26 protein-coding genes and 1 pseudogene are annotated in these 25,428 nt (G+C 63.8%); 13 read left to right on the plus strand and 14 right to left on the minus strand.

The window, feature by feature from the left end:
- The first annotated feature begins 69 nt into the window (after window positions 1-69).
- Window positions 70-2,511 carry a glucosylglycerol hydrolase gene (gene gghA, locus H8F24_RS02880; RefSeq protein ID WP_197170871.1) on the plus strand — a complete coding sequence of 814 codons (2,442 nt, stop codon included), beginning with the start codon at window positions 70-72 and terminating at the stop codon, window positions 2,509-2,511.
- Between the two features lie 33 nt (window positions 2,512-2,544).
- On the opposite strand, the gene bchM is transcribed toward gghA, so the two are convergent.
- Together bchM and H8F24_RS02890 are read right to left on the minus strand one after the other, a co-directional pair.
- A complete protein-coding gene (gene bchM, locus H8F24_RS02885) occupies window positions 2,545-3,243 on the minus strand; it encodes a magnesium protoporphyrin IX methyltransferase (protein ID WP_197170872.1) in 699 nt (232 codons plus the stop codon).
- A gap of 38 nt (window positions 3,244-3,281) precedes the next feature.
- Window positions 3,282-4,436 carry an amidohydrolase family protein gene (locus H8F24_RS02890; protein WP_197170874.1) on the minus strand — a complete coding sequence of 385 codons (1,155 nt, stop codon included), beginning with the start codon at window positions 4,434-4,436 and terminating at the stop codon, window positions 3,282-3,284.
- Between the two features lie 173 nt (window positions 4,437-4,609).
- Between H8F24_RS02890 and purE the strand changes: the two genes are divergently transcribed.
- The gene (gene purE / locus H8F24_RS02895) at window positions 4,610-5,110 is read left to right on the plus strand and encodes a 5-(carboxyamino)imidazole ribonucleotide mutase (RefSeq protein ID WP_197171962.1); all 501 of its coding nucleotides are present in this window, start codon (window positions 4,610-4,612) and stop codon (window positions 5,108-5,110) included.
- Complete coding sequence (locus H8F24_RS02900; protein ID WP_197170876.1) at window positions 5,103-6,185, plus strand: AI-2E family transporter; 1,083 nt, start codon at window positions 5,103-5,105, stop codon at window positions 6,183-6,185. The genes purE and H8F24_RS02900 overlap by 8 nt, the downstream gene beginning before the upstream one ends.
- On the opposite strand, the gene cysC is transcribed toward H8F24_RS02900, so the two are convergent.
- The 4 genes from cysC to H8F24_RS02920 form a co-directional block, all read right to left on the minus strand.
- Window positions 6,178-6,837, minus strand: coding sequence for an adenylyl-sulfate kinase (gene cysC, locus H8F24_RS02905; RefSeq protein WP_197170878.1), 660 nt, complete (start codon window positions 6,835-6,837; stop codon window positions 6,178-6,180). The genes H8F24_RS02900 and cysC overlap by 8 nt on opposite strands.
- 64 nt (window positions 6,838-6,901) lie before the next feature.
- Window positions 6,902-7,504, minus strand: coding sequence for a hypothetical protein (locus H8F24_RS02910; protein WP_231598057.1), 603 nt, complete (start codon window positions 7,502-7,504; stop codon window positions 6,902-6,904).
- Window positions 7,505-7,792: a cell division protein SepF gene (locus H8F24_RS02915; RefSeq protein ID WP_197158523.1), complete on the minus strand. Its 288-nt coding sequence runs from the start codon at window positions 7,790-7,792 to the stop codon at window positions 7,505-7,507. It lies immediately after the preceding gene.
- Window positions 7,793-7,917: 125 nt separating this feature from the next.
- On the minus strand, window positions 7,918-8,121 hold the full coding sequence (locus tag H8F24_RS02920) for a hypothetical protein (protein ID WP_231598058.1): 204 nt from the start codon (window positions 8,119-8,121) through the stop codon (window positions 7,918-7,920).
- 45 nt (window positions 8,122-8,166) lie between these two features.
- Between H8F24_RS02920 and H8F24_RS02925 the strand changes: the two genes are divergently transcribed.
- Complete coding sequence (locus H8F24_RS02925; protein WP_197170880.1) at window positions 8,167-8,727, plus strand: DUF1543 domain-containing protein; 561 nt, start codon at window positions 8,167-8,169, stop codon at window positions 8,725-8,727.
- 45 nt (window positions 8,728-8,772) lie between these two features.
- On the opposite strand, the gene H8F24_RS02930 is transcribed toward H8F24_RS02925, so the two are convergent.
- Entirely contained in the window at window positions 8,773-9,564 is a 792-nt protein-coding gene (locus tag H8F24_RS02930) for an ABC transporter ATP-binding protein (RefSeq protein WP_197170882.1), read from the minus strand.
- Window positions 9,565-9,686: 122 nt separating this feature from the next.
- On the opposite strand from H8F24_RS02930, the gene H8F24_RS02935 reads away from it, so the two are divergent.
- Complete coding sequence (locus tag H8F24_RS02935; RefSeq protein ID WP_197158520.1) at window positions 9,687-10,448, plus strand: response regulator transcription factor; 762 nt, start codon at window positions 9,687-9,689, stop codon at window positions 10,446-10,448.
- 348 nt (window positions 10,449-10,796) lie between these two features.
- A complete protein-coding gene (locus H8F24_RS02940; RefSeq protein WP_197154297.1) occupies window positions 10,797-12,290 on the plus strand; it encodes an IS66 family transposase in 1,494 nt (497 codons plus the stop codon).
- Window positions 12,291-12,492: 202 nt separating this feature from the next.
- Here H8F24_RS02940 and H8F24_RS02945 read toward each other — a convergent pair whose 3' ends face one another.
- The gene (locus H8F24_RS02945; protein ID WP_197155761.1) at window positions 12,493-14,043 is read right to left on the minus strand and encodes an IS5 family transposase; all 1,551 of its coding nucleotides are present in this window, start codon (window positions 14,041-14,043) and stop codon (window positions 12,493-12,495) included.
- Between the two features lie 241 nt (window positions 14,044-14,284).
- Between H8F24_RS02945 and H8F24_RS20005 the strand changes: the two genes are divergently transcribed.
- Window positions 14,285-16,675 carry a calcium-binding protein gene (locus tag H8F24_RS20005; RefSeq protein WP_197170884.1) on the plus strand — a complete coding sequence of 797 codons (2,391 nt, stop codon included), beginning with the start codon at window positions 14,285-14,287 and terminating at the stop codon, window positions 16,673-16,675.
- 86 nt (window positions 16,676-16,761) lie between these two features.
- Here H8F24_RS20005 and H8F24_RS02955 read toward each other — a convergent pair whose 3' ends face one another.
- Both H8F24_RS02955 and H8F24_RS02960 read right to left on the minus strand, forming a co-directional pair.
- A complete protein-coding gene (locus H8F24_RS02955) occupies window positions 16,762-17,109 on the minus strand; it encodes a hypothetical protein (protein ID WP_197170885.1) in 348 nt (115 codons plus the stop codon).
- A gap of 224 nt (window positions 17,110-17,333) precedes the next feature.
- Window positions 17,334-17,678 carry a hypothetical protein gene (locus tag H8F24_RS02960; protein WP_197170887.1) on the minus strand — a complete coding sequence of 115 codons (345 nt, stop codon included), beginning with the start codon at window positions 17,676-17,678 and terminating at the stop codon, window positions 17,334-17,336.
- 384 nt (window positions 17,679-18,062) lie between these two features.
- Here H8F24_RS02960 and H8F24_RS02965 point away from each other — a divergent pair, with 384 nt between their 5' ends.
- From H8F24_RS02965 to H8F24_RS02985, 5 genes and pseudogenes are all read left to right on the plus strand, one after another.
- Window positions 18,063-18,401 (plus strand): hypothetical protein, encoded by a 339-nt coding sequence (locus H8F24_RS02965; protein ID WP_197170889.1) that lies wholly within the window; start codon window positions 18,063-18,065, stop codon window positions 18,399-18,401.
- Between the two features lie 58 nt (window positions 18,402-18,459).
- Window positions 18,460-19,188, plus strand: coding sequence for an SDR family NAD(P)-dependent oxidoreductase (locus tag H8F24_RS02970; RefSeq protein ID WP_231598216.1), 729 nt, complete (start codon window positions 18,460-18,462; stop codon window positions 19,186-19,188).
- Window positions 19,189-19,287: 99 nt separating this feature from the next.
- Window positions 19,288-19,596, plus strand: a complete 309-nt coding sequence (locus H8F24_RS02975) for a hypothetical protein (protein ID WP_197170893.1) — start codon at window positions 19,288-19,290, stop codon at window positions 19,594-19,596.
- Between the two features lie 140 nt (window positions 19,597-19,736).
- A pseudogene (locus H8F24_RS19080) lies at window positions 19,737-19,990 on the plus strand (ADP-ribose pyrophosphatase); the annotation flags it as partial.
- Window positions 19,991-20,098: 108 nt separating this feature from the next.
- The gene (locus H8F24_RS02985) at window positions 20,099-21,478 is read left to right on the plus strand and encodes a nicotinate phosphoribosyltransferase (RefSeq protein WP_197170897.1); all 1,380 of its coding nucleotides are present in this window, start codon (window positions 20,099-20,101) and stop codon (window positions 21,476-21,478) included.
- A 62-nt stretch (window positions 21,479-21,540) separates the two neighbouring features.
- Here the strand turns inward: H8F24_RS02985 and H8F24_RS02990 are convergent, their stop codons facing one another.
- The 4 genes from H8F24_RS02990 to H8F24_RS03005 form a co-directional block, all read right to left on the minus strand.
- Window positions 21,541-21,738, minus strand: a complete 198-nt coding sequence (locus tag H8F24_RS02990) for a hypothetical protein (RefSeq protein WP_197170899.1) — start codon at window positions 21,736-21,738, stop codon at window positions 21,541-21,543.
- Window positions 21,739-21,923: 185 nt separating this feature from the next.
- Entirely contained in the window at window positions 21,924-22,553 is a 630-nt protein-coding gene (locus H8F24_RS02995) for a DUF4336 domain-containing protein (RefSeq protein WP_231598059.1), read from the minus strand.
- A 480-nt stretch (window positions 22,554-23,033) separates the two neighbouring features.
- Window positions 23,034-23,195: a hypothetical protein gene (locus tag H8F24_RS03000; protein WP_197170901.1), complete on the minus strand. Its 162-nt coding sequence runs from the start codon at window positions 23,193-23,195 to the stop codon at window positions 23,034-23,036.
- Window positions 23,196-23,430: 235 nt separating this feature from the next.
- A complete protein-coding gene (locus tag H8F24_RS03005) occupies window positions 23,431-24,738 on the minus strand; it encodes an MSMEG_0569 family flavin-dependent oxidoreductase (RefSeq protein WP_370594790.1) in 1,308 nt (435 codons plus the stop codon).
- A gap of 176 nt (window positions 24,739-24,914) precedes the next feature.
- Here H8F24_RS03005 and H8F24_RS03010 point away from each other — a divergent pair, with 176 nt between their 5' ends.
- Entirely contained in the window at window positions 24,915-25,397 is a 483-nt protein-coding gene (locus H8F24_RS03010; protein ID WP_197158502.1) for an MSMEG_0572/Sll0783 family nitrogen starvation response protein, read from the plus strand.
- Window positions 25,398-25,428: the final 31 nt, after the last annotated feature.

The following is a 25,428-nucleotide window of genomic DNA, read 5'->3' on the forward strand; positions in this document are numbered from 1 at the left end:
CAACGGTGGGGCACAGCTCCCTTGCACCCGACGTTCGGAGAGCCGTCCGCCACCAACAGCAACAGATCGATGCCCGCCACCCCACCTGCGTCCATCGAGCTGGTGGCCGGCGCCACTGCGGAGCTGCTCACCTGGGCCGAGGCCATCGAGTCCAGCGATGCCACCACCTTCGAAAAGGCACGCCTGCTCGCCACCCGCCTCGGGGCCCGTGGACGAGCCGATGGGCTGACGGAGATCGGCTTCTGGACGCCGGAGCTGTCCACCGGTGTGATTCAGCCGAAGAACATCGTGCTGGAGGTGTTCACACCCCGCCAGGCGATTGATCCGGCGTTGGCCGACCAGGAGGTGCGCTTCCGCCGCGACTACGTGCAGCTCGAGAAGCAGGGCGATTACCACTGGGGGGTGCTGCGTGGCCTGCAGCAGGGCAACCGCGAGATAATCGGCTCCCTCTACTGGCTCCGCTATCTCAGCCCGGAAACCAACGCCGTGTGCATCGTGGGCGACTGCCTCGGCACCTCCTTCCCCTACGGCGTCTATGCCCCAGCCGAGCTCTACGACCTGGAGTCACTGCAGCGCACGCGGGCGGATCTGGCCTATTTCGAGACACAGAAGGAAAATCCTACCGTTGTTCCAGCGCCGCGGAACATTCTCCAGCTGCATGTCAAAACGGCATCCCCGAATGGCTACCTCTCGGGGCTGACGACCCTGTTCCGGGAGCTGGGCCGCAAGCTCAGCCGTGGGGAGAACCTCTCCCCGGCGGAAACCAATTTCCTCGGCTACGACGCCGTGCAGCTGCTGCCGACTGAACCCACGGTGGAATACCGGGGAGGGAGGCCCCATGAGGACGGCTTCTTCAGCCTGCGGGACGGCGATGAAGAGAGGCTGGATCCGGAAACCGAAGGCATCGTCAGTGAATCCGCAACCGTGCGGGTGCAGCTGCGTCGCCCCGATCTCCAGAACTGGGGCTACGACGTGGTGATCTTCGCTGGAGCGGCCACCAACCCCGCCCTGCTGGAAACCCTGCGGCCGGATGAGCTGGTGGATTTCATCGCCACGTTGCATACCTTCCCCACCGGGCCGATCCGGTTGATCTACGACCTGGTGTATGGCCATGCCGACAATCAGGCGATCGACCTGCTGAATGGCCGTTTCCTCAAGGGGCCGAACATGTACGGCCAGGATGTGAATCATCAGAATCCCGTGGTACGGGCGATCCTGCTGGAGATGCAGCGCCGCAAGGTGAACACCGGCGCCGACGGCATCCGAATCGACGGCGGCCAGGATTTCAAGTTCTTCAACCCGATCAGCGGCCGGGTCGAGTACGACGATCCCTATCTGCTGGCGATGGGCGATCTCGTTCAGGAGATCGGCGGCGATCAGTGGCGTCCCTTTGTGATCTATGAGGATGGTCGACCCTGGCCGGCGGAGGGCTGGGAAGAGATCTCCACCTACCGAGACCTGGTGGAGCTGCGCCCGGATTCCTACCAGTGGGGACCGCTGATCTTCGCCCACAACACTCCGGCCCTGAAGGGTTTCTGGGCGCACAAATGGCACCGCGTCTGCGAGAAGATGCAGTTCGGCTCCCACTGGATCACCGGTTGCGGCAACCACGACACCCTGCGGCGCGGCACCCAGGTGGATCTGAACGAGCCGATCAATCACCACCTGGGCAGCAATCTTCAGCAGGTGCTCAACAATGCCTACGACAACCCGGCGATCGCGGCACTCACCTATGGCTTTGCGCCGGGGCTGCCGATGGATTTCATCCACTGTCTGATGCGCGCCCCCTGGGGCTTCTTTCGCAACACCGACGACCGCTATGCCGTGAAGGTGGTGGCAGAGGAAGCGCCGGGATTCCTCGATTGGCAAGTGACGCCGGAGTTGTTTGCAGAGGCAGCACTGTTTCCCCGCATCAAACAGCTGGGGTTCGCTGAGCTGGGGCAGCTCCGGCGGTTTCTCGCCCTGCTGGTCGAGACCATCACGGACACCGATTACGACCTTGAACGGATGGCCGAACACTGCGCGCGGGCCGTGCCGGTGGAGACCGCCGGCATCGATGTGTTCTGGCTGAAATCATTCGCCCGCCAGTTCATGGAAGACGTGCACGAGGCCTGCAATGTCTGGTTGCACGCCGATCGGCTGCAGCCCACCCAGGCCGACTTCAATCTCTCGCTGCGACGCTTCCGCCAGGCCCGGCCCTGGCTGGGCGACAACCTCGCTCCGGCAGAGCGGCTCAATCTGCTGGCCATCCCATCCACCACCATCTTCTATGGGCTGCGCTGGGAGCCACCGATCACGAGGGATCCATCCCGGCATGGGGTGGCCCTCGTGGCCCACATGGGCGGCGAGACCATGGAGGTCCGTCTGCAGGAACTCTTCCCGAGCCACTGCGGTGGCTGGCAGCTGCTGCTCGCCTCACCGGGCCTGGAGCTCACCGCAGTCGACCTGGCTGGCGATGCGATCGCGCTGAGTGACAGCCAGGCGCTGCTCTTGGAGCCCCTGGCAGGCTGAGGGTTCAGGCCACCAGGACTGCGGCCTGGAACCTCAGCCCCGCTTCTCGAATTCGATCAGCCGCGAGAAGTAGAAGGGGGCCTTGTTGAGGCTGCGGCGGATCGGCTGGAAGCCGCAGGCCATCGCCGCCTTGACGATCCCCTCTTCCCGCAGGGTGTAGGCGCGGGTGGTCTTGCTGGGGCCGGGGAACAGCTGGCCGATCCCCTTGAGCAGCGCCAGCAGGGGGGTGTAGGGGGCAAAGCTCACGATCAGGCGCTTCTCCGCCATGCCGGCCAGATGGCGCACCATCTCCTCAGCGGCCGCCTGGGGGTAATGGATGAACACATCCAGGCAGATCACCGTGTCGTAATGGCCCTCGAGGCTCTCGAGATCAGAGGCCGTGAAACGCAGCTGCTCGCTGGAGATTCCGGCAGAGGCGGCCCGGCGGCCGGCTTCCTCCACCATGGCGGCGGACAGATCGCTGGCGGCGATCGATCCTGCCCCCAGCTGGGCCAGGGGCAGGCTGAGGCTGCCCACGCCACAGCCGGCATCGCAGAAGCTGCGGTTGGCCAGATCGCCCTGCTCCTGCAGCCAGGCCAGCACCTGATCGACGGTTTTCTGGTGGCCGATGCGGATGTTGCGCTGGACCCGGTTCACCTCCGAGCTGTCGCTGTAGATGCGATTCCAGCGCTCGAAGCCGGTGCTGTTGAAATAGGCCTCCACCACGGCTTTCTCGGCTTCTTTCGTGGGCATGGGGCTGGAATTCGTCGCTGGGAATCGTGGCGCGGATCTTAGGCAGCGCGTCGCCAGGCCAGACCCGTGCCGTCCTGATGCCAACGCAACGCCTCGCCGAGCGGGGTGCCCACCAGCATCGTTTCCACGGAGCGTTCGTCGCCGAGCACCCGCCGCGGCGACACCGTGGCCGCGGCGATCGCCTGCTCCGGCCGGCCGCTCCAGCTGGCGAGCCGCCGCACCCCCTCCAGCAGGGGCAGGGTGACGCCAGCCAGGGTGCCGTCCTCCAGGCGGCAGGAGCCTTCTTCCACGAGCAGCAGCCGCTCATCCCAGCGGTGAGCGCCTTCCCCCAGTCCGTAGGGCGCCAGGGCGTCACTCACCAGCACCAGCCGATCCGGCGCCAGCCGCTGCAGCAGCACCGCCATCGAGGGAGCCACATGCACCCCGTCGGCGATCAGGCCCAGGGCCACAGTGCCCGCCAGGATCGCCGCCGCCACCGGTCCGGGGCTGCGGTGCTGCAGACCGTCCATGGCATTGAAGGTGTGGGTCACCATGGTCACGCCGGCCCCATAGGCGTGCTGCGCTGCCGCCTCATCGGCGCCGCTATGGCCGAGGCTCACCACGATCCCCCGGGCCCGCAGGGCGTCGATCACGGCCTCGGCGCCGGCAAGCTCCGGGGCCAGGGTCACCAGATCGATGGCGTCCTCATGGCCGCCGATGCGCTCCTGCAGGGCCTCCAGGCTGGGCGGGCAGAGGTGCTGAGCTGGGTGGGCACCACGCCGTTGCGGCGCCAGGAACGGGCCTTCCAGGTGGGCGCCCAGCAGCCGGCAGCGCCCGGGCTGGTGCTGCTGGCGGGCCTGGTCCAACACCGCCAGGGCCTGGCGCAGGGGACCCACACCACAGGTCACCAGGGTGGGGCAGATCGCCTCCACCCCATCCGTCCAGAGCCGCTCCAGCAACTGCAGCAAGGTCGGCAGATCCGCCGGGGTGAGTTCCGGGAAGGCGAGGCCGAGGCCACCGTTGATCTGCACATCCACCCCGGCCGGGCTGAGCCAGTCGCCCCCCCAGGCCTCACCGGCGGCGGCGCTGCCGGCCGGGATCGGCTCCACCACAGCGATCTGACCCGCCTCATCGATGCCGATCCGCCAGGAGCGGTTGTGGCCATGGCGGCAGGGGGAAGCCTGGGGCAGGCGGACGTGGCTGAGCCAGCGCATGGCGAAAGCCGACCCGGCGGCGGGGCAGGCGGAAAGATGCCATCCTCTCTGGCTTGCTCCCTCGGCCCGTCGTCGGGCGTTGCCCTTTGGTGTCCTCCCCTTCCGCTGCCGCTGCCGGATCCGCTGCCGACGCGGTGGCGCCCCAGGCCCAGCCCGTGCGGGTGGCGGTGATCATGGGCAGCGATTCAGACCTGCCGACCCTGCAGCCCGGGGTGGCGATGCTGGAGCGGTTCGGGGTGAAAGCGGAGGTGCGGGTGCTCTCGGCCCATCGCACGCCCCTGGAGATGGTGCAGTTCGCCCGCGAAGCGGCAGGCCGCGGCCTGAAGGTGATCATCGCCGGCGCCGGCGGCGCCGCCCACCTGCCCGGCATGGTGGCCTCGCTCACCACCTTGCCGGTGATCGGCGTGCCGGTGCAGACCCGGGCCCTGGGGGGCGTGGATTCCCTCCATTCGATCGTGCAGATGCCCGCCGGCATCCCGGTGGCCACGGTGGCGATCGGCAATGGCACCAACGCCGCCCTGCTGGCCCTGCAGATCCTGGCCACCGCCGATGCGGAGCTGAGTGCCCAGCTGGAGGCCTACCGCAGCGACCTGCACGATCAGGTGGTGGCCAAGGACACCCGCCTGCAGGAGCTCGGCAGCAGCACGTATCTGGAGCAGATGCCCCATGCTTGAGCGCCTGGTGCTGCCCCCCTGGCTGCGGTTCGGCCTCGCCCTGCCGCTGCTGGTTCTCAACCTCTGGGTGCTACGGCAGCTGCTGCTGCCCCTGGCGCCGTTTCCGGCCCTGTTCCTGGGGGCAGCCCTGATCGCCTTTCTGCTGGATCTGCCGGCCCGCTGGCTGAAGGATCGCGGCATGCCGCGGCTGCTGGCCCTGGCCCTGGTGCTGGGGGGCGCCCTGGGGCTGGTGGCCCTGGCGGTGCTGTGGCTGGTGCCGCGGCTGGTGCAGCAGCTCGGCGATCTGATCAATGCGCTGCCCTCCTGGCTGGCGGAGGGGGAACTGCTGCTGCAGAACCTGCAGGACTGGGCCGTGCAGCGGGGCCTCCCCAGCGACTTCGGCAATCTCAGCAGTGATCTGATCAGCCGCACCAGCCGGATTGCCAGCCAGGTGAGCCAGCAGCTGCTGGCCCTGCTGGGCACCACGCTGGGGATCACGATCAACACGCTGATCGTGCTGGTGCTGGCCGCCTTCCTGCTGCTGGGCGGCGACGCCATTGTGGCGGGGCTCGGGATCTGGTTACCGGCGGGGGTGCGCTCCCTGGTGCTCACCACCCTGGGACGCACCTTCCGCGGCTACTTCGCCGGCCAGGTGGTGCTCGCCCTGATCCTCAGCGGCGCCCAGATCGTGGTGTTCACCCTGCTGGGTATTCCCTACGGCGTGCTGTTCGCCGTGGCGATCGGCTTCACCACCTTGATCCCCTACGCCAGTGCCCTCACGATCGTGGTGGTGAGCGTGCTGCTGGCGCTGGAAGACCCCCGCACCGCTCTGGAGGTGCTGGCGGCCGCGATCAGCGTCGGCCAGGTGGTGGATCAGGTGATCCAGCCGCGGCTGATGGGCAGCATCGTGGGGCTGCAGCCGGCCTGGCTGCTGGTGAGTCTGCCGATCGGGGCCCGGGTGGGCAGCCTGATGGGCTTCGGGGAGCTGCTGGGCCTGCTCCTGGCGGTGCCCCTGGCCAGCTGCGTCAAGACCTTCCTCGATGCCTGGGGTGAACGCTTGCGGGCAGGGGAGGCACCGGGCGAGCCACTCAGTTGACCGCCGGGATGATGCCCTGCGCCTCGAGGTGGCTGATCACCTGGGCGACGCAGTCGTCCAGACTCTGACTGCCGGTATCGACCCGCAGTTCGGGGTTCTCCGGTTCCTCGTAGGGGCTGGAAATGCCGGTGAATTCCTTGATCTCACCCGCTCGGGCCTTGGCATAAAGGCCCTTGGTGTCGCGGTCTTCGCAGATGCTCAGGTCGGCGGCACAGTGGATCTCGATGAAATCGCCGGCCTCCACCAGCGAGCGGGCCTTGTCACGATCCGCCCGGAATGGCGAAACGAAGGCGGTGAGCACCACCACGCCGGCATCCAGGAAGAGCTTGGCCACTTCACCGATGCGGCGGATGTTCTCCTCCCGATCGGCATCCGAGAAGCCCAGGTCCTTGCAGAGCCCGTGGCGGATGTTGTCGCCATCGAGTACGTAGCAGGCCAGGCCCTGCTCGAACAGAGCCGAGTTGACGGCGTTGGCCAGGGTGCTCTTGCCGGCACCACTCAGCCCGGTGAACCAGAGAATGGCGCTGCGGTGGCCGCGCTGGTGGGCCCGGGCGGCCCGGGTCACCGTGGAGTGGTGCCACACGATGTTGGTGGAAGCCCCCCGGCTGGTGAGCTCGCCGTAGGCGGGATTCGAGGCGGGGCTGGCAGTCATCGGGCGGCGCGGGACAGGAGGACGCAGACAGGCATTCTCCCCCGCACTCGCCGCGCTGCCGGCCTCAGACGCTCTGCAGCCGGCAGCGCAGCAGCGCCAGCGCCTCATCCGGCAGGCCGAGAAAGCGATCCAGCCACGGATCGCCGCAGGGGGGCACGGTGGCGACTCCCACCAGCACCCCCTCCCCGGCGGCATCCAGCGGCCGGCCCGCGAGGCGATGCCGCCGGCTGGCCACCGCCCCGGTGCTGAGCCTGGTGTCCACCAGCAGATCCGGAGCGGCGTAGAGGCTGCCGATGCGGAAGCGGAAGCGGGCCTGGAACTGCAGGCTGAGCTGGCCGCTGGCCGGATCCAGCTGACCGGCCAGGGCGGTGGGCACGATGGCGATGTGCAGAAACGGCGGCAGAGGAAGGCCTAGCTGACGGGTGTTTCGGCTGCACAGCTCAGGGATCACCACGCCGGCTGGATCGAACTGCACGTCGTGCAGACCCTCAGCCCCAGGGGAGGAAAGGTGGCCAAGCGCTCCACCACCGCGGGCGTCGTAGCGGAAGCGCGGATACCCGCCGATCGCCAGGCCACAGCCATCGAGGGTGTCGAGCTGGATGGAGGGCATGGGGGGTGTTGCGTCGTGCTGGATGTCGCGCTGGACATGGCGCTGAATGCCGTGCAATCAGTCGCGCTGGATCGAAACGCTTTCAGGAGCGAACAGGAACACCTGATCGCCGGCCCGTTCGGAGGAGCCATCGAGGGCGAAGACACCGCCGGCGAGGAAGTCGACCACCCGCTGGGCCACATCCTCGTCCAGCTGGGAGAGGTCCACGAGGATGGTTTTCTGCTCGCGCACCAGCACCAGGGCCGCACATCCCTCCGAGAAGGAGCCGGGATGCACGACAACCACTTCGATCGGACGGATCCAGAAGGGGTCGTCGATGGCCTGCAAGGTGCCCTCAAGATCCATCGGGGGGATGGTGCGTCGACCGGATGCCGGATCATCACCCGGGCATCCAGCCTGCCCTGCCGGCAGCTGGCCTGGCGTTCATCCGGCTCCAGAGGATCAGCAGGGCAGCAGATCGCGCGCTTTGATCAGGAAGCCTCTTGATAGAGCGCTTCCAGCCGCTCGCGTTGAAGATCCACGTAGAGCACCGGCTCACCAGGCTTGGGAGCTTCGGGATGACGGGGCGCCGCTGGGGGACTGGGGCGGCGGAATCCCTGGCTCATCAGGGCGAAGGAGCCGCCGAGCAGCACCGCAAAGACAATCAGATAGAGGATGGGGAACAGGACGTCCACGGGCGCACCGACGGTCCCCCAGACTAATGTAAAGATCTGTTAACCGTGACCGACGCGCCAGCGACTCCCCTCCTGTTCCTGGTGGTGCTCGGCGGCCGGACGGCCCGCTGCCACGTGGAGCTGCACGATGTGCGCTTTGTGGCGGGGGACTGCATCGAGGCCACCATCCCAGCCCTGCGCGCCCAGTGGTTCGGGCAGCGGCGCGGGCTGCACATCGACAGCTATGTGGCCGTGCATCGCGTGGATGGCTTCCAGGTGATGCTGCAGCCAGAGCCCCAGCAGGCCAGCGCCGAACGGCTCTACTTCGTGAACCTCGGTGCCTACGACCCTCGGCAGCTGGCGGAGTTGCACCAGTTCGGACTGGTGGTGGCCCGCTCACCCCGGGCCGCCAAGGCCAGGGCCAAGGGCCGCTGGCTGGTGGGAGCCACCGAGCAGCACAAAGACGATCTCTCCCTGCTCCAGGTGCTGCCGGAGGCGGACGACTGCCTCCCCCTGGCGCAGGTGGGAGCGTTGCACGTGCACCTGATCCCCGATCCGCAGGGGCGCCATCAGCCCCTGGTGCCCGACTGGTTCGGCTACCGGCGCATCGATCGGGATGACGTCTGATCGCGATCAGGCTGATCGTGATGCCAACGAACGCGATCAGGGCCTTCAGGCCGGCACCACCTGGCGGTAGCCGTTGGCGGTGCACACCTTCAAGGGGGTGTCGAACAGGGCGCTGAGAGGAGCGTCCTGCAGCAGAGCGGCGGCGGGGCCATCGTTCACCACCCGCCCCTGGTTCAGCAGCACGGCTCGGCTGATCTCGGGAAGGATCGCCTCGATCTGATGGGTGACCAGCAGCAGGGTGGTGCCGGACTGGGCCAGCTGCCGCAGGATCGCCAGGAGCTGGTGCTTCGCCTGGAGGTCGAGGCCGTTGGTGGGTTCATCGAGCACCAGCACCTCGGGGTTGTGCACCAGGGCCCGGGCCAGCAGCAACCGGCGCCGCTGGCCATCGGACAGCTGGGCATAGGGCCGTTCCACCAGATCGGCCAGCCCCAGCTGCTCCATCAGCTCGGCCACCCGCTGGCGCTGGGGGAGGGTGGGCTGCTGACTGCGGCCGATCCCCACCGAGCCGAAGAAGCCGGAGAGCACCACATCAGCAGCGGGCACGCGGCCGACATAACCCGCCTGCAGATCCTGAGACACCAGGCCGATCCGGCCGCGCAGCTGCCAGAGGTTCACCGTCTCGCTGCCGAAGATCCGCAGCCGGGAGCCTGGCCTGACCACGGGGTAGAGCTCGCGGCTGAGCAGCTTGATCAGGGAACTCTTGCCGGAGCCGTTGGGCCCCAGGATCACCGTGTGTTCGCCCAGGTGCAGCTGCAGGGAGAGGTCGTCGAAGACGCGGCGAGGTCCCAGCCAGACCTCGACCGCCTCAAGCTCCAGATAGGGGGTGGGGGTGAGCAAGCGGAGCCCTGACCATCGACCCACATGGTTGCGCACCAAGGCGGAGACAGCTGAAGAGGATCTTTCAGACGAAGCATCCAGCCATAAAATGATGTCTTGTGCAGGACGCGGCTGAGTATGGGATGACAGCTTCCGATTCACCGCTCGATTCCTCCTTCCCAGGCCTGCGGGCCCTTCACGACGCCACGCATCACCTGGGACTGGTGGAGCGGACCCGGCTGGTGATGGAACTCCTCAGCCACTACCAGGTGCTGGTCTGCAACCCCAACCGCACCTTCGGGGTGCTGCTGTTGAGCCATCTTCAGGAGTGGCGTGCCACTGGAGTCAGCCAGCGGCTGGTAGGCATCGCCCACACCAGCAATGAGGGGCGCTCGCTGATCGAGCGGGTCCAGGGGCGCCTGCTGGTGGTCACCACAGTGGCCCTGCAGGATGGCCCGGTCTACGGGTGGTCAGGAGAGTTGCACCGTCGCAGCTCACCCACCAAGGTGCTGATGCTGATGGATGCCGCCCATCGCACCACTGTGAAAACCGCGATCGATGCCGGTGTGGATGCGCTGCTGGTGCAGCACAACATCGGGCAAGGCGCGTTGCTGGAGGCCCTGGAAGCACTGGAAACCGGCCAGCGCTACCTCGATCCGGAGTGCCGGCTCGCCCTGGAAACACGCGAGCGGGCCAGCGACGAGCTCTCGGAACGCGAGATGGAGATCCTGCAGCTCGTAGCAGAAGGCTGCTCGAACCGGGAGATCGCCGGTCGGTTGTCCATCGCCGAGGTGACGGCCCGCGACCACGTCCAGAACATCCTGCGCAAGCTCCGGGTGGATAACCGCACCGCGGCCGTACTGGCGGGCGTGCGGCAGGGCTATCTGCACTGGACGAACACCTGAACACAGGATCAGCCAACGGACCAGGGATGCTGCACAGCACCCCTGCAGTTGAAGGATCCTGCAGAGCCATCCTGCATGTGCAGGATGGAATCGAACGGCGCTGATTGCACTCTGGGATCAAGAGAAATCAGATCCGCCATGAACCCTCTCACCCTCCATCCAGAACTTCCCATCTCGAGCGAACCGATCACGGCTGTGACTCCTGAGATCAGCGCCTACGAATCCCTGGATTCCGAAGGGGATCTGTAAGCATTCAGGGGTCGGGACAGCACGCGGCGAACATCGTCTCTGCTGAACCCTTGACGGCGTCCTGATTCCCGTTTGCATCTCAGGCAGAGACTGCTTGAGATGGGCGCCCCTCCTGCTGGCATTTCCGAGGTGGACTGGTTGTCGTGGCCAGCTGGTGCCAGGGAGTTCATTCTGGCTCAACAGGAGGAGATGGTGCAGCTCCGCGTCCAGCTCACCGCCCTGGCGACCGAACTGGCCCATCTGCGCGAGCGGATCGGCCGCAGCTCCCGCAATTCTTCCAAGCCTCCCTCCAGTGATGGCCAGGGGTTTAGGCCGCCCGAACGACGCAAGGGCAGTGGCCGCAAGCGCGGCGGCCAGCCGGGCCATCCCGGATCTGGGCCGGAGCTGCTGCCGATCGAGCGGGTGGATGAGGTGGTCGAGCACCACCCCCAGGCCTGCCGCCGCTGCGGCACGTTGCTACAGGGTCAGGATCCCGAGCCCTTGAGGCACCAGGTGATCGAGATTCCACCGATCACGCCTCTGGTGATCGAGCACCGGCTGCACCGCCTGGTCTGCCCCTGCTGTTCCACCAGCACCTGTGCCTCGTTACCGGCGGAGGTGGAAGTAAGCCATTACGGTCCCCGGCTCAGTGCTCTGGTGGGTCTGCTGGGTAGTGCCTTCCCGTTGAGTTTCAGCAAGACCCAGGCGCTGCTGGATCAGCTGCTGGGGGTACAGATCAGCCGGGGAGCGATGGCCACTATCCGCCAGCGCTTGAGTGCAGCACTGGAGCAGCCCATGCAGGAGGCCCTTGCGTTTGCCCGTCAGCAGTCGGTGGTCTATGTCGATGAAACCGGTGCCCCCACCGGTAATGCCGATGGGGGCAACCCCGATGGCCGGCGCGGCTGGGAGTGGGTCATGGTGACCGCCATGGGGGTGACAGTGTTCTTGCAGAGCCTGAGCCGCTCGGCTGCCGCCGCGATCGACCTGCTCGGGAATGCCTTTGGCGGAATTGTGGTGAGCGATCGCTTCTCCGCCTACAACCATCTCCCGCTGGAGCAGCGCCAGCTGTGCTGGGCGCACGTGATCCGCGATCTCACCGCCATCGCTGACCGTCAGGGCGCCAGCGGTGAGATTGGAGCGGAGCTGCTGGGCCTGCAGCAGCAGCTGTTTGCCCAGTGGCACCGCTACAAAGACGGAACGATCGACTGGTCCACGTTGCAGCAGGGCTGTCGGCCGATCCGCCAGGCGTTTGTGGGCACGCTGCAGCGGGTTGTGGAGCTGGGCTGCCAGCGCGGCGAGCGAACGCCGTGGGCCAAGACGGTGCGTACCTGCCATCAGTTGCTGCAAGTGAGCGATGGCCTCTGGACCTTCCTGGAGATTGAAGGGATCGAGCCCACCAACAACGCAGCCGAGCGTGCCCTGCGCCATTCGGTGATTCAGCGCAAGATCAGCCATGGCGTCCAATCCCGCCAGGGTGCAATCTGCCGCAGCAGGTTGCTCACGGTCACCACCAGCCTGCGGCAACAGGGCCGTGATATCTGGCAGTTCCTGGAGCAGGCCTTGATCGCCCATCATCGCGGCGGTGAGATGCCATCGCTGTTGCCGAATCCCTGAGCCGGCCGTCATCGATCGTGGTGTCTGTGGTCGCTTGGTGATCAGCGATCAAGGGCGGTGAATGCTGCGCGGCTGCGTCACGGCCCCTGAACGGATACGGGGGGACTCCTGAAAAAGATTCTCGGCCCATCGGCGCCGGATTCGTCCGTTTGCTTCGCGTTAATCAGGCTGGCAAGCGCGGTGACATCAAGTCGGCCAGATCTCAAAAGCATGGCTTGCAGATGCCCTCAGGCGCTCTGATCGCTGACCAGGCCATAAAAAAGCTGTAGATCCACCCAAAAAGAAGGACAAAAAAGAGGCGCAGCAGCCTCAAGACCTTTTCCGCGCACATCACGACAAAGGCCATCGAGATGGAGGATTCGGCACCAGCTGGTAGACGAGCCATGATCAGATCCAGGGAATACTTGCGCTTTCCAGAGCCAAAGACGCCTTCCACTTCATTGCGTCGAGCTTGATCAGATCGGAGCTGGTGCTTGTGTGCAGTGGTGACATCAGGATCCTTGGGCGGGCGACCCAATCGCTTGCCGGAGAGGCGAATACCGTTCCTCGTGCAGAAATGCCTATTCTTGGCCGTGATATAAATCCGGTCGGCGCAGATTCGCTCTGGGTAAGATCCTGTATCCAGCTTGTATTTTTCCGCCTGAGCGATAAGGTCTTCTCCTTCGTTGTAGGGGTTCCAGCTTATGCGGTGCAAGAACGGAAAGCCGTTTTGAACCGAAACACTGATTTTGGCTCCAAACTCCACCGCAGCACGTGCTTTGCCTCGCACCATTGGGCGGATATGGGTCTGCACAAGATTCACCAGGCGGTCTGGAATGCTGTTGGTCTGAGAGGCGAGCAGAAGGCCCTGTTGCCGCTCCAACTCGCTGCAGGCCAACAACTTCTGCCACCAATGCCTCTTAAGCTCGGAAAGCCTTGCCCCGCAGCCGATCAGAGCATCAATGGCCTTGAGATTCTGCCGCACATAGCCAAGCTGATGTTTAATGGCAGCCTTCACTTTGCGGCGACGTGGTCGTTTTTGCTTCGCCACTCTCAGGAAATGAGCACGAGCAAGGCCACGGTCGTAGCGAGGTCGATGTCTCCTGAATCCCGATGACTGACTGCACAGATCATCAATGACTCGCTCGGTCGTTGTGCGAGCCTCGTTGAGGAGCTTGAGGTCTCTGGGATAGGTGATGTCGGCTGGAGTGCAACTGGCATCAATCGTGAGAGTGCCCCAATTCTTTCCTTCTGGCCAGTCAGCAGGCTTGATCAACGCATCAAGTTCTAGCTGAGCGCCTCCTCCACTGGAATCACGATCATCATGGTCGTCATCGTCTGCTGCCTGAGCAAGTGCTTCCAGAAGGATCTCTTTGCCGCGCTGCACCACCAGCTCGTTGATACGGCGCAGATCCTCGTCAGAAAAACGCTTGCGAAAGTGCACCATCATCGAGGCATCAAACGGTGCCTTAGCTGTGTAGCCCGCAAAGCCGAGAAAGAACTGAATATAGGCGTTCTCTCTGATCTGATGGACTGTCTCTTCGTCGGTGAGCCCTAACTTCTGTTTGATGTAGAGAGCACCAAAGGCCATTCTCACTGATTTGGCTGGAGCGCCAATTGTGGCGCTGAATTGAGGGGCATAGGTTTCTTCCAGCTCATCCCATGGGATCAGCCCCTCCAGTTGAACCCAGCGATTCTCGGGATCAAGTGTGCCGCCAAATGGCAGGTGGAACTCCTTGATTGAGATCTGACCGTTATTGTGCCTCCGGTACATATGGAACGATCAGGAGTAAAGGCAATCACGGATTGCCTGATTCACGGCCACTTTAGCGGTTTCTCATGCTTGAGACCAGCTGCGGCGCAATGGATCTGGATTGTTCAGGAGTCCCTACGGGGATCTACTGGTTGAAGAAGCAGAAGGGTTGCATGCAGACCCCGACCCAACCAGCACCTGGGAAACGCTTTCTTTACCCCCCTCCACAGAGACCCTCCATTTCTCGACGGCAACAGAAAGCATGGGCGGAGCACCCAGCGGAACCCTGCTGCACCACAGCAGGCACTATGTAGGCATGGGTCGCTGGACGAATGCATGGGTGTATTCCACCGGCGCGACGCACATGGCAGAAGGCTCGACCAACCTGGACAAACCCAACTGGGGATCACAACAACAGTCAGGAGGCACCGGCTTTTACGTTCCCAGCGAGATTTACGGCAATTCCCAGGACAACCTCATCGTGGGATACAACTCGGCGAAAACATCAAGTGGCGAGGAGTTCTACCACCACAATGACCGCATCGATGGTGGCGGAGGCAATGACACGATCTATGGCCAAAACGGCTATGACCTACTCCGAGGAGGAAGCGGCAACGACCATCTGCTGGGCGGCAACCACAACGACACGCTCGAGGGAGGCGACGGCCAGGACTTGCTGGAGGGAGGCAACGATCACGACCTGCTCCACGGCGGAGATGGCAACGATCGCCTGCTGAGCGGCACCGGCACAGACACCCTGATGGGGGGCGCCGGAGATGACTGGCTGATCGTGGATACGATGGCAGGGAGCGACCAGAACCGCCTGAGCGGCGGCAGCGGCTTCGACACCTTCGTGCTGAGCCCACTGGTGGCACCTGCGCTTCAATTCAATGAAGGCGTGGAAACCGCGTTTTCCCACTCCGTCGCCGCAAAGGGGCTGGGACGCGCAAGCGTAGTGGCACTTGCCACAGGGAACTTTGCTCTCTCTTCAGCCCTGAATCTGGGACAGGGACTGCTCGAATACCTGAACTCCAACGACAGCACTGCCCCCTCCTACTCACTGCAGTGGAGCAAGGCGCAGATCATCACGGACTTCAACCCCTACGAAGACTCCCTGATCCTCAACCTGCATCCGGACAAAGACAAGCCCCAGATCGTGGCCAAGCAGTTCTCCAGCAACAGCGGAGGCTTCTATGTCATGCAGGAGATCAATGGCGCCCCCGCCTATCTCGCCGATGTCACCTTTGACATGGATGCCATGCTCGCCCACGCGCAGCGCAACGGACTCGGCCATCTCTCCAATACCGACCTGGCAGACCTGGCCTTCTCCACCCTGCGCCGCAGCTACGTGATCGCCGATGGCACTTCATCGCAACTGCAGATGCAGGAAGGCGAGCGGAGCGTGAACCTGGATGGCCTCGATCAGCTGGGCGGCGATTCGATGATCATCCTCGGTGCCCACGGGGCTACCACCGTCAGCAAGGGGGTCAACGGCGTCTCCTCCTTCAGCGGCACAGCGCTCGACGACATCCTGGAGGGTCACCACTCACCCAGCGCCAACCATCCCGACATGAGCCGCGCCGTGCTCTACGGACTCGCGGGGGACGACATCCTCATGGGCGGCGGCGGCTCCAATCTTCTCTATGGCGGGGAGGGCATCGACACGGCCTTCTACGGCTATGCCAGCAACAGCGCCACCCAGGGCATCACGGTGGACACGGCCACCACGGTGGATGGAGCGGTGCTGCTGCACAACGGCATCCGTGAGCTGGGCAAGCCGATGGTGGCGGAAGGCGCAGACCTGGACTACCTCTATGGGATCGAGAACATCGTGGGTTCGGACCGCGATGACATCATCCGCGGTGACGATGGAGACAATGTCCTGGCCAGTGGCATGGGCGACGACATCCTGGCCGGCAGCGGTGGGAGCGACACCTTTCTGCTCAATGGCGGCACCAACACCATTGAAGACTTCACAGGAGGCGTTGATCAGATTCAGATCGTCATGAAGGCCTACGACGGGGTCAGTTCAGGCTCTGATCTCCTGATCACCTATTCCGAGACGGACGGACTGGGCAGGATCTCCACAACAACTGGCACCAACATTGCGATTCTTGAGGATTTTGATCTTTCCAAGTTTGATATAGCCCGAGATGTCCAGCTCCTCGATGCCAAAGGCCAGGTCCTTGCAGGCACGGGCAGAGTTGAGCTGATCTCCGACGAGGAGCACACAGACCCAGAGTCTGACGTGATCACAGGCGAGCCCATCCAGCCGCTCCTTCCGTGGGCCATCCAGCCACTGCTTCCAGATGACGACATCACCGATGGGCTTTCGGATCCAGGCAACGGCTCGCAGGTCGATCAGGTAACCGGCATCTTGGTCAACAGCACGGATACGTATCTGATGGCACAGAGTGGCGTGGCGGAGCGCATCATGATCCCCTACGCCTGGGGACAATCGCTCACGATTGATGGCTTCAATCCCAGCGAAGACGTGCTGGATCTGACCGTCTTCCGGAACGAATCCATCCTGCCGGGATTCATGGATCAGCCCGGCGGCACTCTGGTGGATCTGGGCTTCAATGCTCAAACTATCAACCTGAGCGGGATTATGGTCGCAGATCTGACCCAGGGGGCGGTGTTGCTGAGCTGACTCATCGCGCCCAGGAGGATGCCGATCTCTCCCCTCAGGGGCCGCGAAGGCTTCTGGGGGGAATCAGGACGGGTTGGCCCCTCGGCTCATTCCAGGTCGACGGATTCGAGCAGGATGCGGCTGCGCATCAGCCGGTCAGCATCGATTGACCAGGCAACGATCTGGCTGTGCTTGGCCTGCTCGTCGGCCTTCATCTCCTCCACCACTTCATCGTGGAAACCCTCCAGGTGGCGGACCAGCGTCAGGGCGATCTGCTGGTCTTCGGCGGCGCTGGTATCGAGCTGTTCGATCAGATCGAGCACCTCCTGCACCCTGGCACTCAGCTCCCGGTCGGGCTTCTCCGGACGCTCGGACCTGGCTTGCATGGCGATCAGTTCATCGGGGCTGCCGGGAATGCCGGTCGCCGGCGGCTCAGACGGGTCGGAGTCGACCATTTCGGGATGCACGCCCTCGTTGGGATCAGCGGGCTTGCCGCCGTGGTAGCGGTAACGGCCGCTGCGGCGCTGGGGCTGCCCCTACGAGGATTTCAGCGGCTGATCGGAAGGAAAGCCCATCGCAGAGGGGGGTGTCATTGTTCCCAGGATCGCGCCGATGGGGCGCAGCTGCCGTGTATGTCGCGGCGGCAAGGGAGGCATCCAGGGAAATGCAGTCTGTGGGGTCAGGTCGGCGGAGAGGGCGAGGTCGGCGGAAAGGTCGGCGGTCCGGCCTGACGGTCCAGAAGGTGGAGCAGCAGCAGCTCCAGGCGCTCCAGGCGCTGCTCCATCCGCTCGAGGTGCAGGATGATTCGCGGTTGGGTGGCCGCCAGGGCCTCGCCATGGCGGAGCGTGTCACGGCTGGGCCCGCCGACGGATCCTTCCGCTTTGCCCTGCGGCCACTGACCGCTTTCGACCGTGCGTTGGAGCAGGGCCCAGGAGACCCTGCCGATCCCTGCCGATGGGGGGCCGAGCCTCTCCTCAAGGAGGGCCCGGGCCGGGGCGAGGGTACGGAATGGATCTGTGATCACTCCTTCCAACGAAAGGGCTGAAGCGGATCTTTCAGAAGGGCACCTCGAAAAATCGTCCTTTCCGGGACTTCCAGGCCGGGATGACTCAGGCTGGGAAATGAGTCTCACTCGGGTCATCCCCGAGGAATTGGAATTTTTCGAGGTGCCCAGAAGAAGCATCCAGCCATACAATGAAATCTTGCGCATGACGCCGATAAGCATTGGAGGAAAGCTTCCGATTCACAGCTTGATTCCTCTTTCCCAGACCTCCGTGCCCTGCACGACCCCACGCATCACCGGGGACTGGTCTGCAACCCCAGCCGCACCTTCGGGGTGCTGCTGTTGAACGATCTTCAGGAGTGGAGTGCGACTGGAGCCAGCCAGGGGCGCCGGCTGGGGGTCACCATGGTGGCCCTGCAGGACGGTCCGGTCTACGGGTGGTCAGGGGAGTTGGACCGTCGCAGCTCACCCACCAAGGTGCTGATACTGATGGAAGCCGCCCATCGCGCCACTGTTAAAATCGCAGCCGATGCCGGTATTCATGCACTGCTGCTGCTGCATCACAACAGCGGGCAAGGCGCGCAGGTGGAGAACCCGGAAAGCCAAAACGAAGTTGATCAGGATCTGCCAGGACAGGAGACATCACGCACTCCCCACCTGGGCACAGGCAAGCATGACTTCTCGGTTTCACTGCGTGATCCTCAATCCCCTTCCACCCATAGGACGTCTTTAAGCTGCTCATAAAGCAGGCTTCACCACCAGCAGGAATCCCCAGGTGTTCTCTCTCGCATCACGAGTCGCTGTGATCACGGGCGGCAACGGAGGAATCGGGCTTGGGATAGCCACCGGCCTGGCCAAGGCAGGGGCTCATGTGGTGATTGCCGCTCGAGATGCCGCGAAGTCCGAATCAGCGCTTCGCACACTCAGCGCCATCGACCTCGAGGCGATGGCGATCCAGACCGATGTCACCGATGAGCACGCAGTCACCGAGCTGGTGAGGCAGATCGAGCGGCGCCATGGGCGCCTGGACATCCTCGTGAACAATGCGGGCATCACCATTCGCGCACCCGCCCAGGATCTCTCTCTTGCCGAGTGGAACGACGTCATCTGCACGAACCTGTCCAGCACGTTCCTGTGTGCTCGCGCTGCCTATCCGCTGATGAAACGCTCAGGCGGCAAGATTATCAACATCGGCTCAATGCTGTCCATCTTTGGCGCTTCGTTTTCGGCTGCCTACGGAGCAAGCAAAGGGGGTATCCTGCAGCTCACCAAGTCGCTGGCGGTGGCCTGGGCTCCGGACAACATTCAGGTCAATGCCGTTCTGCCCGGGTGGATCGACACCGATCTCACGCGTGCAGGGCGTACACAGATCCCGGGCCTGCACGAACAAGTGCTGGCCCGCACCCCCGCAGGGCGCTGGGGCACTCCAGACGACCTCGAGGGGGTGGCCGTGTTCTTGGCCAGTGCCGCTTCGAACTACATCACGGGTGCCGCCATCCCCGTGGACGGAGGATTCTCCTCATCGATCTGATCGCTGCAGAGGACGGGGCAGCAAACCAGCCATCCCCTTCATCCAGCCGAGACGCCATGTCAGAGGGAGTGGCTCGAACGGCAGAACAGCATGATGAGAGTGATTGCCAAGCAGCCACACAGCTGGTTCCTCGTTGAGGACGGTACGCGCCTGCCGCTGGACGTGAACTGCTCTCATGGCGCCGTGTCATACGGCTTTGCGATGGAACTCTCTGCAACGGAAACGGAGGGCTCTATTCATCATGGGAAAGGCATCATTGCCGATCTCGCGAGGCGAATCCAGAATTCAGCTCCTGCAGCGCAAGCGAGCAGTTCACCCTATCGCGAAAAACTCCTCGCCAGTTCAGAGCGCAACCAGATGAACGCCGCCATCGCCTCCTGGATCCAGGAACTCGATTGCGAGCCCTGATGCGAGCTCTGAACTTTGCGAAGCAGCGAGAGAGCTCACGTGAACCCTGCACCTGTTTCCTGGGTCCATGTCACCCCATCAGCGTGACACCCATCTTCAGATGCGCAGCCTCCGTCCTTGACCGTCACCCTTCTCCGGGAAGGGTGCCCAGATCCGTGCTGGAGGGCTCGATCGCCGGCAGCCAGGTGTTCGATGCACCGGGTCGGTCGGCACGGGGGCGGGGTTCACCCATGCCTTTCTGATTCAGCTCAAGGCCGGTGCCCTGCCCGCGGTCCGCGGCGCCGATGACGCCGAGAAGGCGTTCTGGATACCGCTGGCGGACATCTACGCCCACGCAGACAACTTCTTCGAGGACCACGTGCAGATCATCCAGCACTTCATCTCCCGGATCTGAGCAGCTACCGCTTCACTGGAGAGCGTGTTCAACCCTGTTTGGTTGCTTGCATCTGGCCTGGGTGGACCGGGCCGGGGCGCCTCCTTACTCTCGTGCGGAGAGCACACCATGGAAACCAACCTTCTCTTCGATACCGACAGCTACAAGACCAGCCACTGGCTCCAGTACCCCCCCGATCTCACTGCCATGGGGGCCTACCTGGAGAGCCGCGGCGGCGAGAACCCTGCCACCCTCTTCTTCGGGTTGCAGATGCTACTGCTGCAGTCCTTCACCACCCCGATCACCCAGGCGGATGTGGAGGAAGCAGAGGAGTTCTGGCAGAGCCACGGCCTCCCCTTCAATCGTCCGGGCTGGGAGCGTGTGGTGCAGGTGCACGGGGGCCGGCTGCCTCTGCTGATCCGCGCCGTACCCGATGGCAGCCGGGTGCCCACTGGCCAGGTGCTGATGACGGTGGAATCCACCGATCCCCAACTGGCCTGGCTGGTCACCTGGGTGGAGACCCAGCTGCTGCGGATCTGGTACCCCACCACGGTCGCCACCCGCAGCTGGCAGCTGCGCACGGTTCTAGCGGCCGCGCTGGAGCGCTCGGCGGATGATCCCGCCGTCGAGCTGGCCTTCCGCCTGCACGACTTCGGCTCGCGCGGGGTCTCCAGCCTCCAGAGCGCCGCGATCGGCGGTCTGGCGCACCTGATCGCCTTCCGCGGCAGTGACACCGGCGCCGCCCTGGTGGCCGGCCGCCGCCACTACGACTGCCCGATGGCCGGCTTCTCGATCCCCGCTGCCGAGCACTCCACGGTCCTGGCCTGGGGGCAGAAGCACGAAGCGCAGGCCTACCGGAACATGCTCGATCACTTCGCCCGCCCGGGAGCCGTCCTGGCGGTGGTGTCCGACTCCTACGACCTCTGGAACGCGGTGGATCACCTCTGGGGAGAGCAGCTGCGGCCGCAGGTGATCGAGGCGGGTGCCACGGTGGTGATCCGCCCAGACTCCGGCGATCCGGTGCGGATCGTGCCGGAACTGCTCCGGCGCCTGGAGGCCCGCTTCGGCAGCCGGATGAACGGCAAGGGCTACCGCGTGCTCCAGCACGTGCGGGTGATCCAGGGGGACGGCATCACCGCCCAGACCCTGCCCCTGGTGCTGGAGGCCGTCCTGGCGGCGGGCTTCAGCGCCGAGAACGTGGCCTACGGCATGGGCGGCGGCCTGCTGCAGCAGCTGAACCGAGACACCCAGCGCTTTGTCTACAAGGCGTCCTGGGTGGAGCGTTCGGGCCAGATCCTGCCGGTGCACAAGCGCCCGATCACCGATCCGGCCAAGACCAGCAAGGCCGGCGTGCTCGATCTCATCCACACCGGTGGCACCTACCGCACGATTGTGCGCCCCTTGCCCGGGATCCATCCCGACTCCTGCCTGCAGACCGTGTACGAGAACGGCGAGCTGCTGAACCGCTGCAGCCTGGATCAGGTGCGTGAGCGGGCCGTCCTCGGCTGAGGGCGGCAGCAGCAGGTCCATCCAGTTAGCCCTCTTGCCCTGGGGGAGAGACCTTCGCCTGCTCAGGGATCGCCGGCACGCGCGTCCCTCACCTCGGTGCTGGAGTGCAACAACTCCGGTTGCGGTTCTTGCGCAGCAGAGCTGAACCGGGCATCGCGGCCATGCTGCAACGAGCTGAGCAGATGCGAACGAAAAACAGAAGATTCCGAATACTCTCGGATCGCGCTTGATCCCAGCACTGAACTGCTGTTCTTGCCCATGGGCCCACGCCCACCCCGGCTGGCGAGATGCGATATCTCTTCACCAAGTCCCACAGCCACAGACACCAATCCTGTCCCTGTCGCCGCCAATCGGAACCAACCAATCTGGCAGACGCATGCCATGCAAAAAACCGACGCGGGATTCAACACTCGAATCGCCGGGCCATTCCATCCCCTTGGCAATTTTATTGAAGCCAGCGAAAAGAGCGGCGCAACTGCTCCGCTCCATTTCGATCACACCAACGACCGTGGGCAAAGACGAGCTGTTCTGGATTCCAGTCCAGCAAACGCCTCAAGGAACGCCGGGCATCCTGTTTTCGAGGACAGAAGGCCAATCGCAGATCCAAAGGAGCCTGCCCATCCGGCTCAACACAGCCCCCCACCCGCAGCAGAAAACCGTACTGCCAGCTCACTTTGTTGAGCCTGGAAACCTCAAAGTTTTCAATGAGGTCAGTCAGAATCAGAGTGGAACTTTTCCGATGGAAAAACACAACTTCATCCAGATATAGATTGCCAGCAAAAATCATCTGATCCAGATCCTGACCCCACTCAGGAGGAGGAGCATCCCGCAAGTCAGCAGAAAATGCCACATCCATTTTCTGCTTGATCACCCGCTCACGCACACCTGGGGAGACCCAGGCAATGGCTCCAGGATAAGTCTTGAGCCAAGCACCAATATGGACATAGTGGATCTTATTCGGAGATATCAAGTGCCGAACAGGCCCCAAAGAATCCACCTGTTCCTTAAGGGCAGGGCTGAACGCCGTTGGCGAATGGCACCACAGATCGCCATTGCCCAGGCGCACAATGGTCATTCGAGTCGGAAAGGGAACCCTCAGCCCGTACAGCAACATCTGCACGACTGGGCCGTCAACAATCCAAATATCCTCACCAATCTGCTTAAGGGCACCTCGAAAAATTCGGGATCTTCGGGATCCGGCAATTGAGACTCATTGCCACTTCAGGCCAGGCTTGAGGGCTCCGTCTTGGTGGAGGCAATTTTTCGAGGTGCCCTTAAGAGTGTCGACGGGCTCGTACAAAAAGCTGGCAGCGCATTGCATGGCAGACAACCCTGGTCACAGAGATTCCTGGAACCTTGGTAGCAATCCGCCTCCTGCCCCGCCAGGGATTGTGAAACCGCTTCATCCAAGCCCAACTTGTCTGTTGATGTGGGGGTTTGAACCATGCTTGTCCGACCGTTTCAACATGATCTCCACGGAAGTCGGGCAAGATTCAACGGGGGCATCCCGCCGAGTGGTGTCAATCCTGAGGACCAGGCCAAGCCTATCTACGATTCAGCCACCGGTGAGCTGGCGCCGCTGCCTGGCAGCGGCACCGCCGGTGAACCCATCCCTGCTCTGGTGCGCCAGGGTCTGCAGAAAGTCGATGGTGAATGGCACCTGATCGATGCCACACACACCCTGTTCAAATTGTTGCGCTTCAGGCGATCCCGGCATTCGACGCTGGCAGGAGCGACGGGATGCAGGGCAACGGCCTTGGCAAGAGTGGCCAGGGGCCCGCTGCTCGATTGGCAACCAACTGCTAGGCAAGCAACGGCACCAAGGAGCCCGGAGCTTGCCGCCTAATCCAGAGCATCCATGCAGATGGACCTGTGGAGCATGGCGTCCACGCCTTCAGCGCTCCCGGAGCCCCACTGGAGCCCATGCAAGGCTTCCAGGATTGACTGCAGGACTATGACCCCAGCAGAGCCGTGCACTCCTGACGCTCGTGGAGGGCATCCGTGAGCTGCATGCGCAGACGAATGGTCTCCGCGAGATGCTCGGCGTCGTCCGCAACGCCGCTGAAGCGGGCCGAACCCCAGGTCTGCAGCCAGGGAAGGCCGATGAAATACAACCCCGGACTGTGAGTCACTCCGCGATCGTGGGCCGGATAGCCAGCGCCATTGAAGACCGGCAGATCGATCCAGCGAAAATCGGCCGCATATCCCGTGCACCAGATCACCGCAGCGAGGGGCTCCTGGTGGAGAGCCACGCTGTCTGCGCCTGCTGCTGGCGGGTGCCAGCAGGGCTGGTAGGGCGCTTCCTCAGGAGCCTCAATCCCTTCCCGTTGAATGTAGGCATCGATGCTGTCACGGATACGGCAATACACCGCATCCGCCTGATCCAGATTCGCAGCCAGATCGCTGGAAAAGTGGATCTGTCCGTCAGCGAAACCGAGCAGTCGACCATGCAGCACCATTCCATTGCGGGCATGACGTCGCAGGTCAATGTCCCGTCCCCCGTCTCGGCCAGTGAGGTAGTGATTGGTCTTGTGGCGCACCAGCCTGGGCTCGGGGTGCTGATCAATCGGCATGGCGTAATAGCCCATGCGATCCAGCCAGTCGACCACGTCCTTGCCGCGATAGCGGCGCGGTGAGCGCGGTGCTGAGCCCACACTCAGATGCACTCGGCGGCCGGCAAGAAACAGATCCTCAGCGATCTGACAGCCAGACTGGCCGCTGCCGACCACCAGCACGGGTCCGGCCGGCAGTTGGTCAGGATTGCGATAGTCGCGGGCATCCAGCTGGACGACGGAGCTGGGCAGCCGCTCCGCCTGGGGATGGCGCTTTGGCTTGTGGTAGCCACCGGTGGCGACAATCACGTGCTCCACTTCGATCTCACCGGCATTGGTGGTGAGCGTGTAGGTGCCGTCACGCCAGCAGAGGCGCTGCACACTCACTCCCTCACGCACATCTGCAGCAATGGCTGCGGCAAATCGGCGCACGTAGGCCACGATGTCGTCACGCACCATGAAGCCTTCCGGATCCTTCCCGTCGTAGGGAAAGTCCGGCAGCCGGCACTGCCAGTTCGGGGTGACCAGGCAGAAGGAATCCCAACGCTGCCGTTCCCAGGCGTGGCCGACCTGGTGCTGTTCCAGCACCAGGGGCCGGATACCACGCCGCTGGAGGCAGGCTGCTGCCGACAGGCCGGACTGGCCGCCCCCGACCACCACGACGGGATGCCTGGGCGGCAGAGGAGCCGAGGGCTGCAAGGGTGCCAATCAAGAGGAGATCCCAGTTTCCCTGCTGGCGACTCAGGGGCCGGTAGCCATTGCAACCTCTGGACGGGCTCAGCCGGGTTGCGACCTCCAGGGATTCGGTCGCATCGGCCACATAAAACAAAACGAAACACGTGGCAGGGTTCGCCCTGGATTCCGCCACCAGACAACCTCACCCCATGCCCGAAGTCACCCGTCCCGCCAACCAGCCGGGCGATTTTCTCGTTGATTACGAAGAGAAAGTCTTTCCTGATGTCCAAGCGGAGCCCGGGGAAAAAGCCCTGGTGACCTTTCACACCGTCGCCTTCGAAGGTTCGATCGGCCTGGTCAATCTTCTTCAGGCCAGCCGGTTGATCACCAAGGGCTTCGAAACCTCGATTCTTCTGTATGGCCCGGGAGTCACGCTGGGGGTTCAACGGGGATTCCCCAAGCTGGGTGATGCGGCCTTTGATGGCCATCTCAACTTCAATGCCCGGATCCAGAAGTTCATGGGCCAGGGTGGCAAAGTCTACGCCTGCCGCTTTGCCCTCCAGGCTCTGTACGGCCACGGCGAAGGGGCGCTGATCCCAGGCATCACCCCCATCAACCCCCTTGATGTGCTTGACATTGTCTTGATGCACCGCAAGGAGGGGGCCTTCATCCTCGACACCTGGACCCTCTGAGATCTCTGTTTCAGACCTTTCGGATGTCTCC

Source organism: Synechococcus sp. CBW1002 (genome assembly GCF_015840915.1).
GTDB lineage: Bacteria > Cyanobacteriota > Cyanobacteriia > PCC-6307 > Cyanobiaceae > CBW1002.

What these genes read in the sequence shown, in the direction of transcription:
- H8F24_RS02915 (WP_197158523.1), bottom strand. Translation starts at nt 7,792, where the DNA reads ATGGATCTTGAGGGCACCTTGCAGGCCATCGACGACCCCTTCTGGATC.
- H8F24_RS02985 (WP_197170897.1), top strand. Translation starts at nt 20,099, where the DNA reads ATGGAAACCAACCTTCTCTTCGATACCGACAGCTACAAGACCAGCCAC.
- gghA (WP_197170871.1), top strand. Translation starts at nt 70, where the DNA reads ATGCCCGCCACCCCACCTGCGTCCATCGAGCTGGTGGCCGGCGCCACT.
- H8F24_RS02990 (WP_197170899.1), bottom strand. Translation starts at nt 21,738, where the DNA reads ATGGGCAAGAACAGCAGTTCAGTGCTGGGATCAAGCGCGATCCGAGAG.
- H8F24_RS02945 (WP_197155761.1), bottom strand. Translation starts at nt 14,043, where the DNA reads ATGTACCGGAGGCACAATAACGGTCAGATCTCAATCAAGGAGTTCCAC.
- H8F24_RS03000 (WP_197170901.1), bottom strand. Translation starts at nt 23,195, where the DNA reads ATGCCGGGATCGCCTGAAGCGCAACAATTTGAACAGGGTGTGTGTGGC.
- purE (WP_197171962.1), top strand. Translation starts at nt 4,610, where the DNA reads ATGGGCAGCGATTCAGACCTGCCGACCCTGCAGCCCGGGGTGGCGATG.
- bchM (WP_197170872.1), bottom strand. Translation starts at nt 3,243, where the DNA reads ATGCCCACGAAAGAAGCCGAGAAAGCCGTGGTGGAGGCCTATTTCAAC.
- cysC (WP_197170878.1), bottom strand. Translation starts at nt 6,837, where the DNA reads ATGACTGCCAGCCCCGCCTCGAATCCCGCCTACGGCGAGCTCACCAGC.
- H8F24_RS02900 (WP_197170876.1), top strand. Translation starts at nt 5,103, where the DNA reads ATGCTTGAGCGCCTGGTGCTGCCCCCCTGGCTGCGGTTCGGCCTCGCC.
- H8F24_RS02995 (WP_231598059.1), bottom strand. Translation starts at nt 22,553, where the DNA reads ATGACCATTGTGCGCCTGGGCAATGGCGATCTGTGGTGCCATTCGCCA.
- H8F24_RS02955 (WP_197170885.1), bottom strand. Translation starts at nt 17,109, where the DNA reads ATGGTCGACTCCGACCCGTCTGAGCCGCCGGCGACCGGCATTCCCGGC.
- H8F24_RS02890 (WP_197170874.1), bottom strand. Translation starts at nt 4,436, where the DNA reads ATGCGCTGGCTCAGCCACGTCCGCCTGCCCCAGGCTTCCCCCTGCCGC.
- H8F24_RS02965 (WP_197170889.1), top strand. Translation starts at nt 18,063, where the DNA reads ATGGTGGCCCTGCAGGACGGTCCGGTCTACGGGTGGTCAGGGGAGTTG.
- H8F24_RS02940 (WP_197154297.1), top strand. Translation starts at nt 10,797, where the DNA reads ATGGGCGCCCCTCCTGCTGGCATTTCCGAGGTGGACTGGTTGTCGTGG.
- H8F24_RS02935 (WP_197158520.1), top strand. Translation starts at nt 9,687, where the DNA reads ATGACAGCTTCCGATTCACCGCTCGATTCCTCCTTCCCAGGCCTGCGG.
- H8F24_RS03010 (WP_197158502.1), top strand. Translation starts at nt 24,915, where the DNA reads ATGCCCGAAGTCACCCGTCCCGCCAACCAGCCGGGCGATTTTCTCGTT.
- H8F24_RS20005 (WP_197170884.1), top strand. Translation starts at nt 14,285, where the DNA reads ATGGGCGGAGCACCCAGCGGAACCCTGCTGCACCACAGCAGGCACTAT.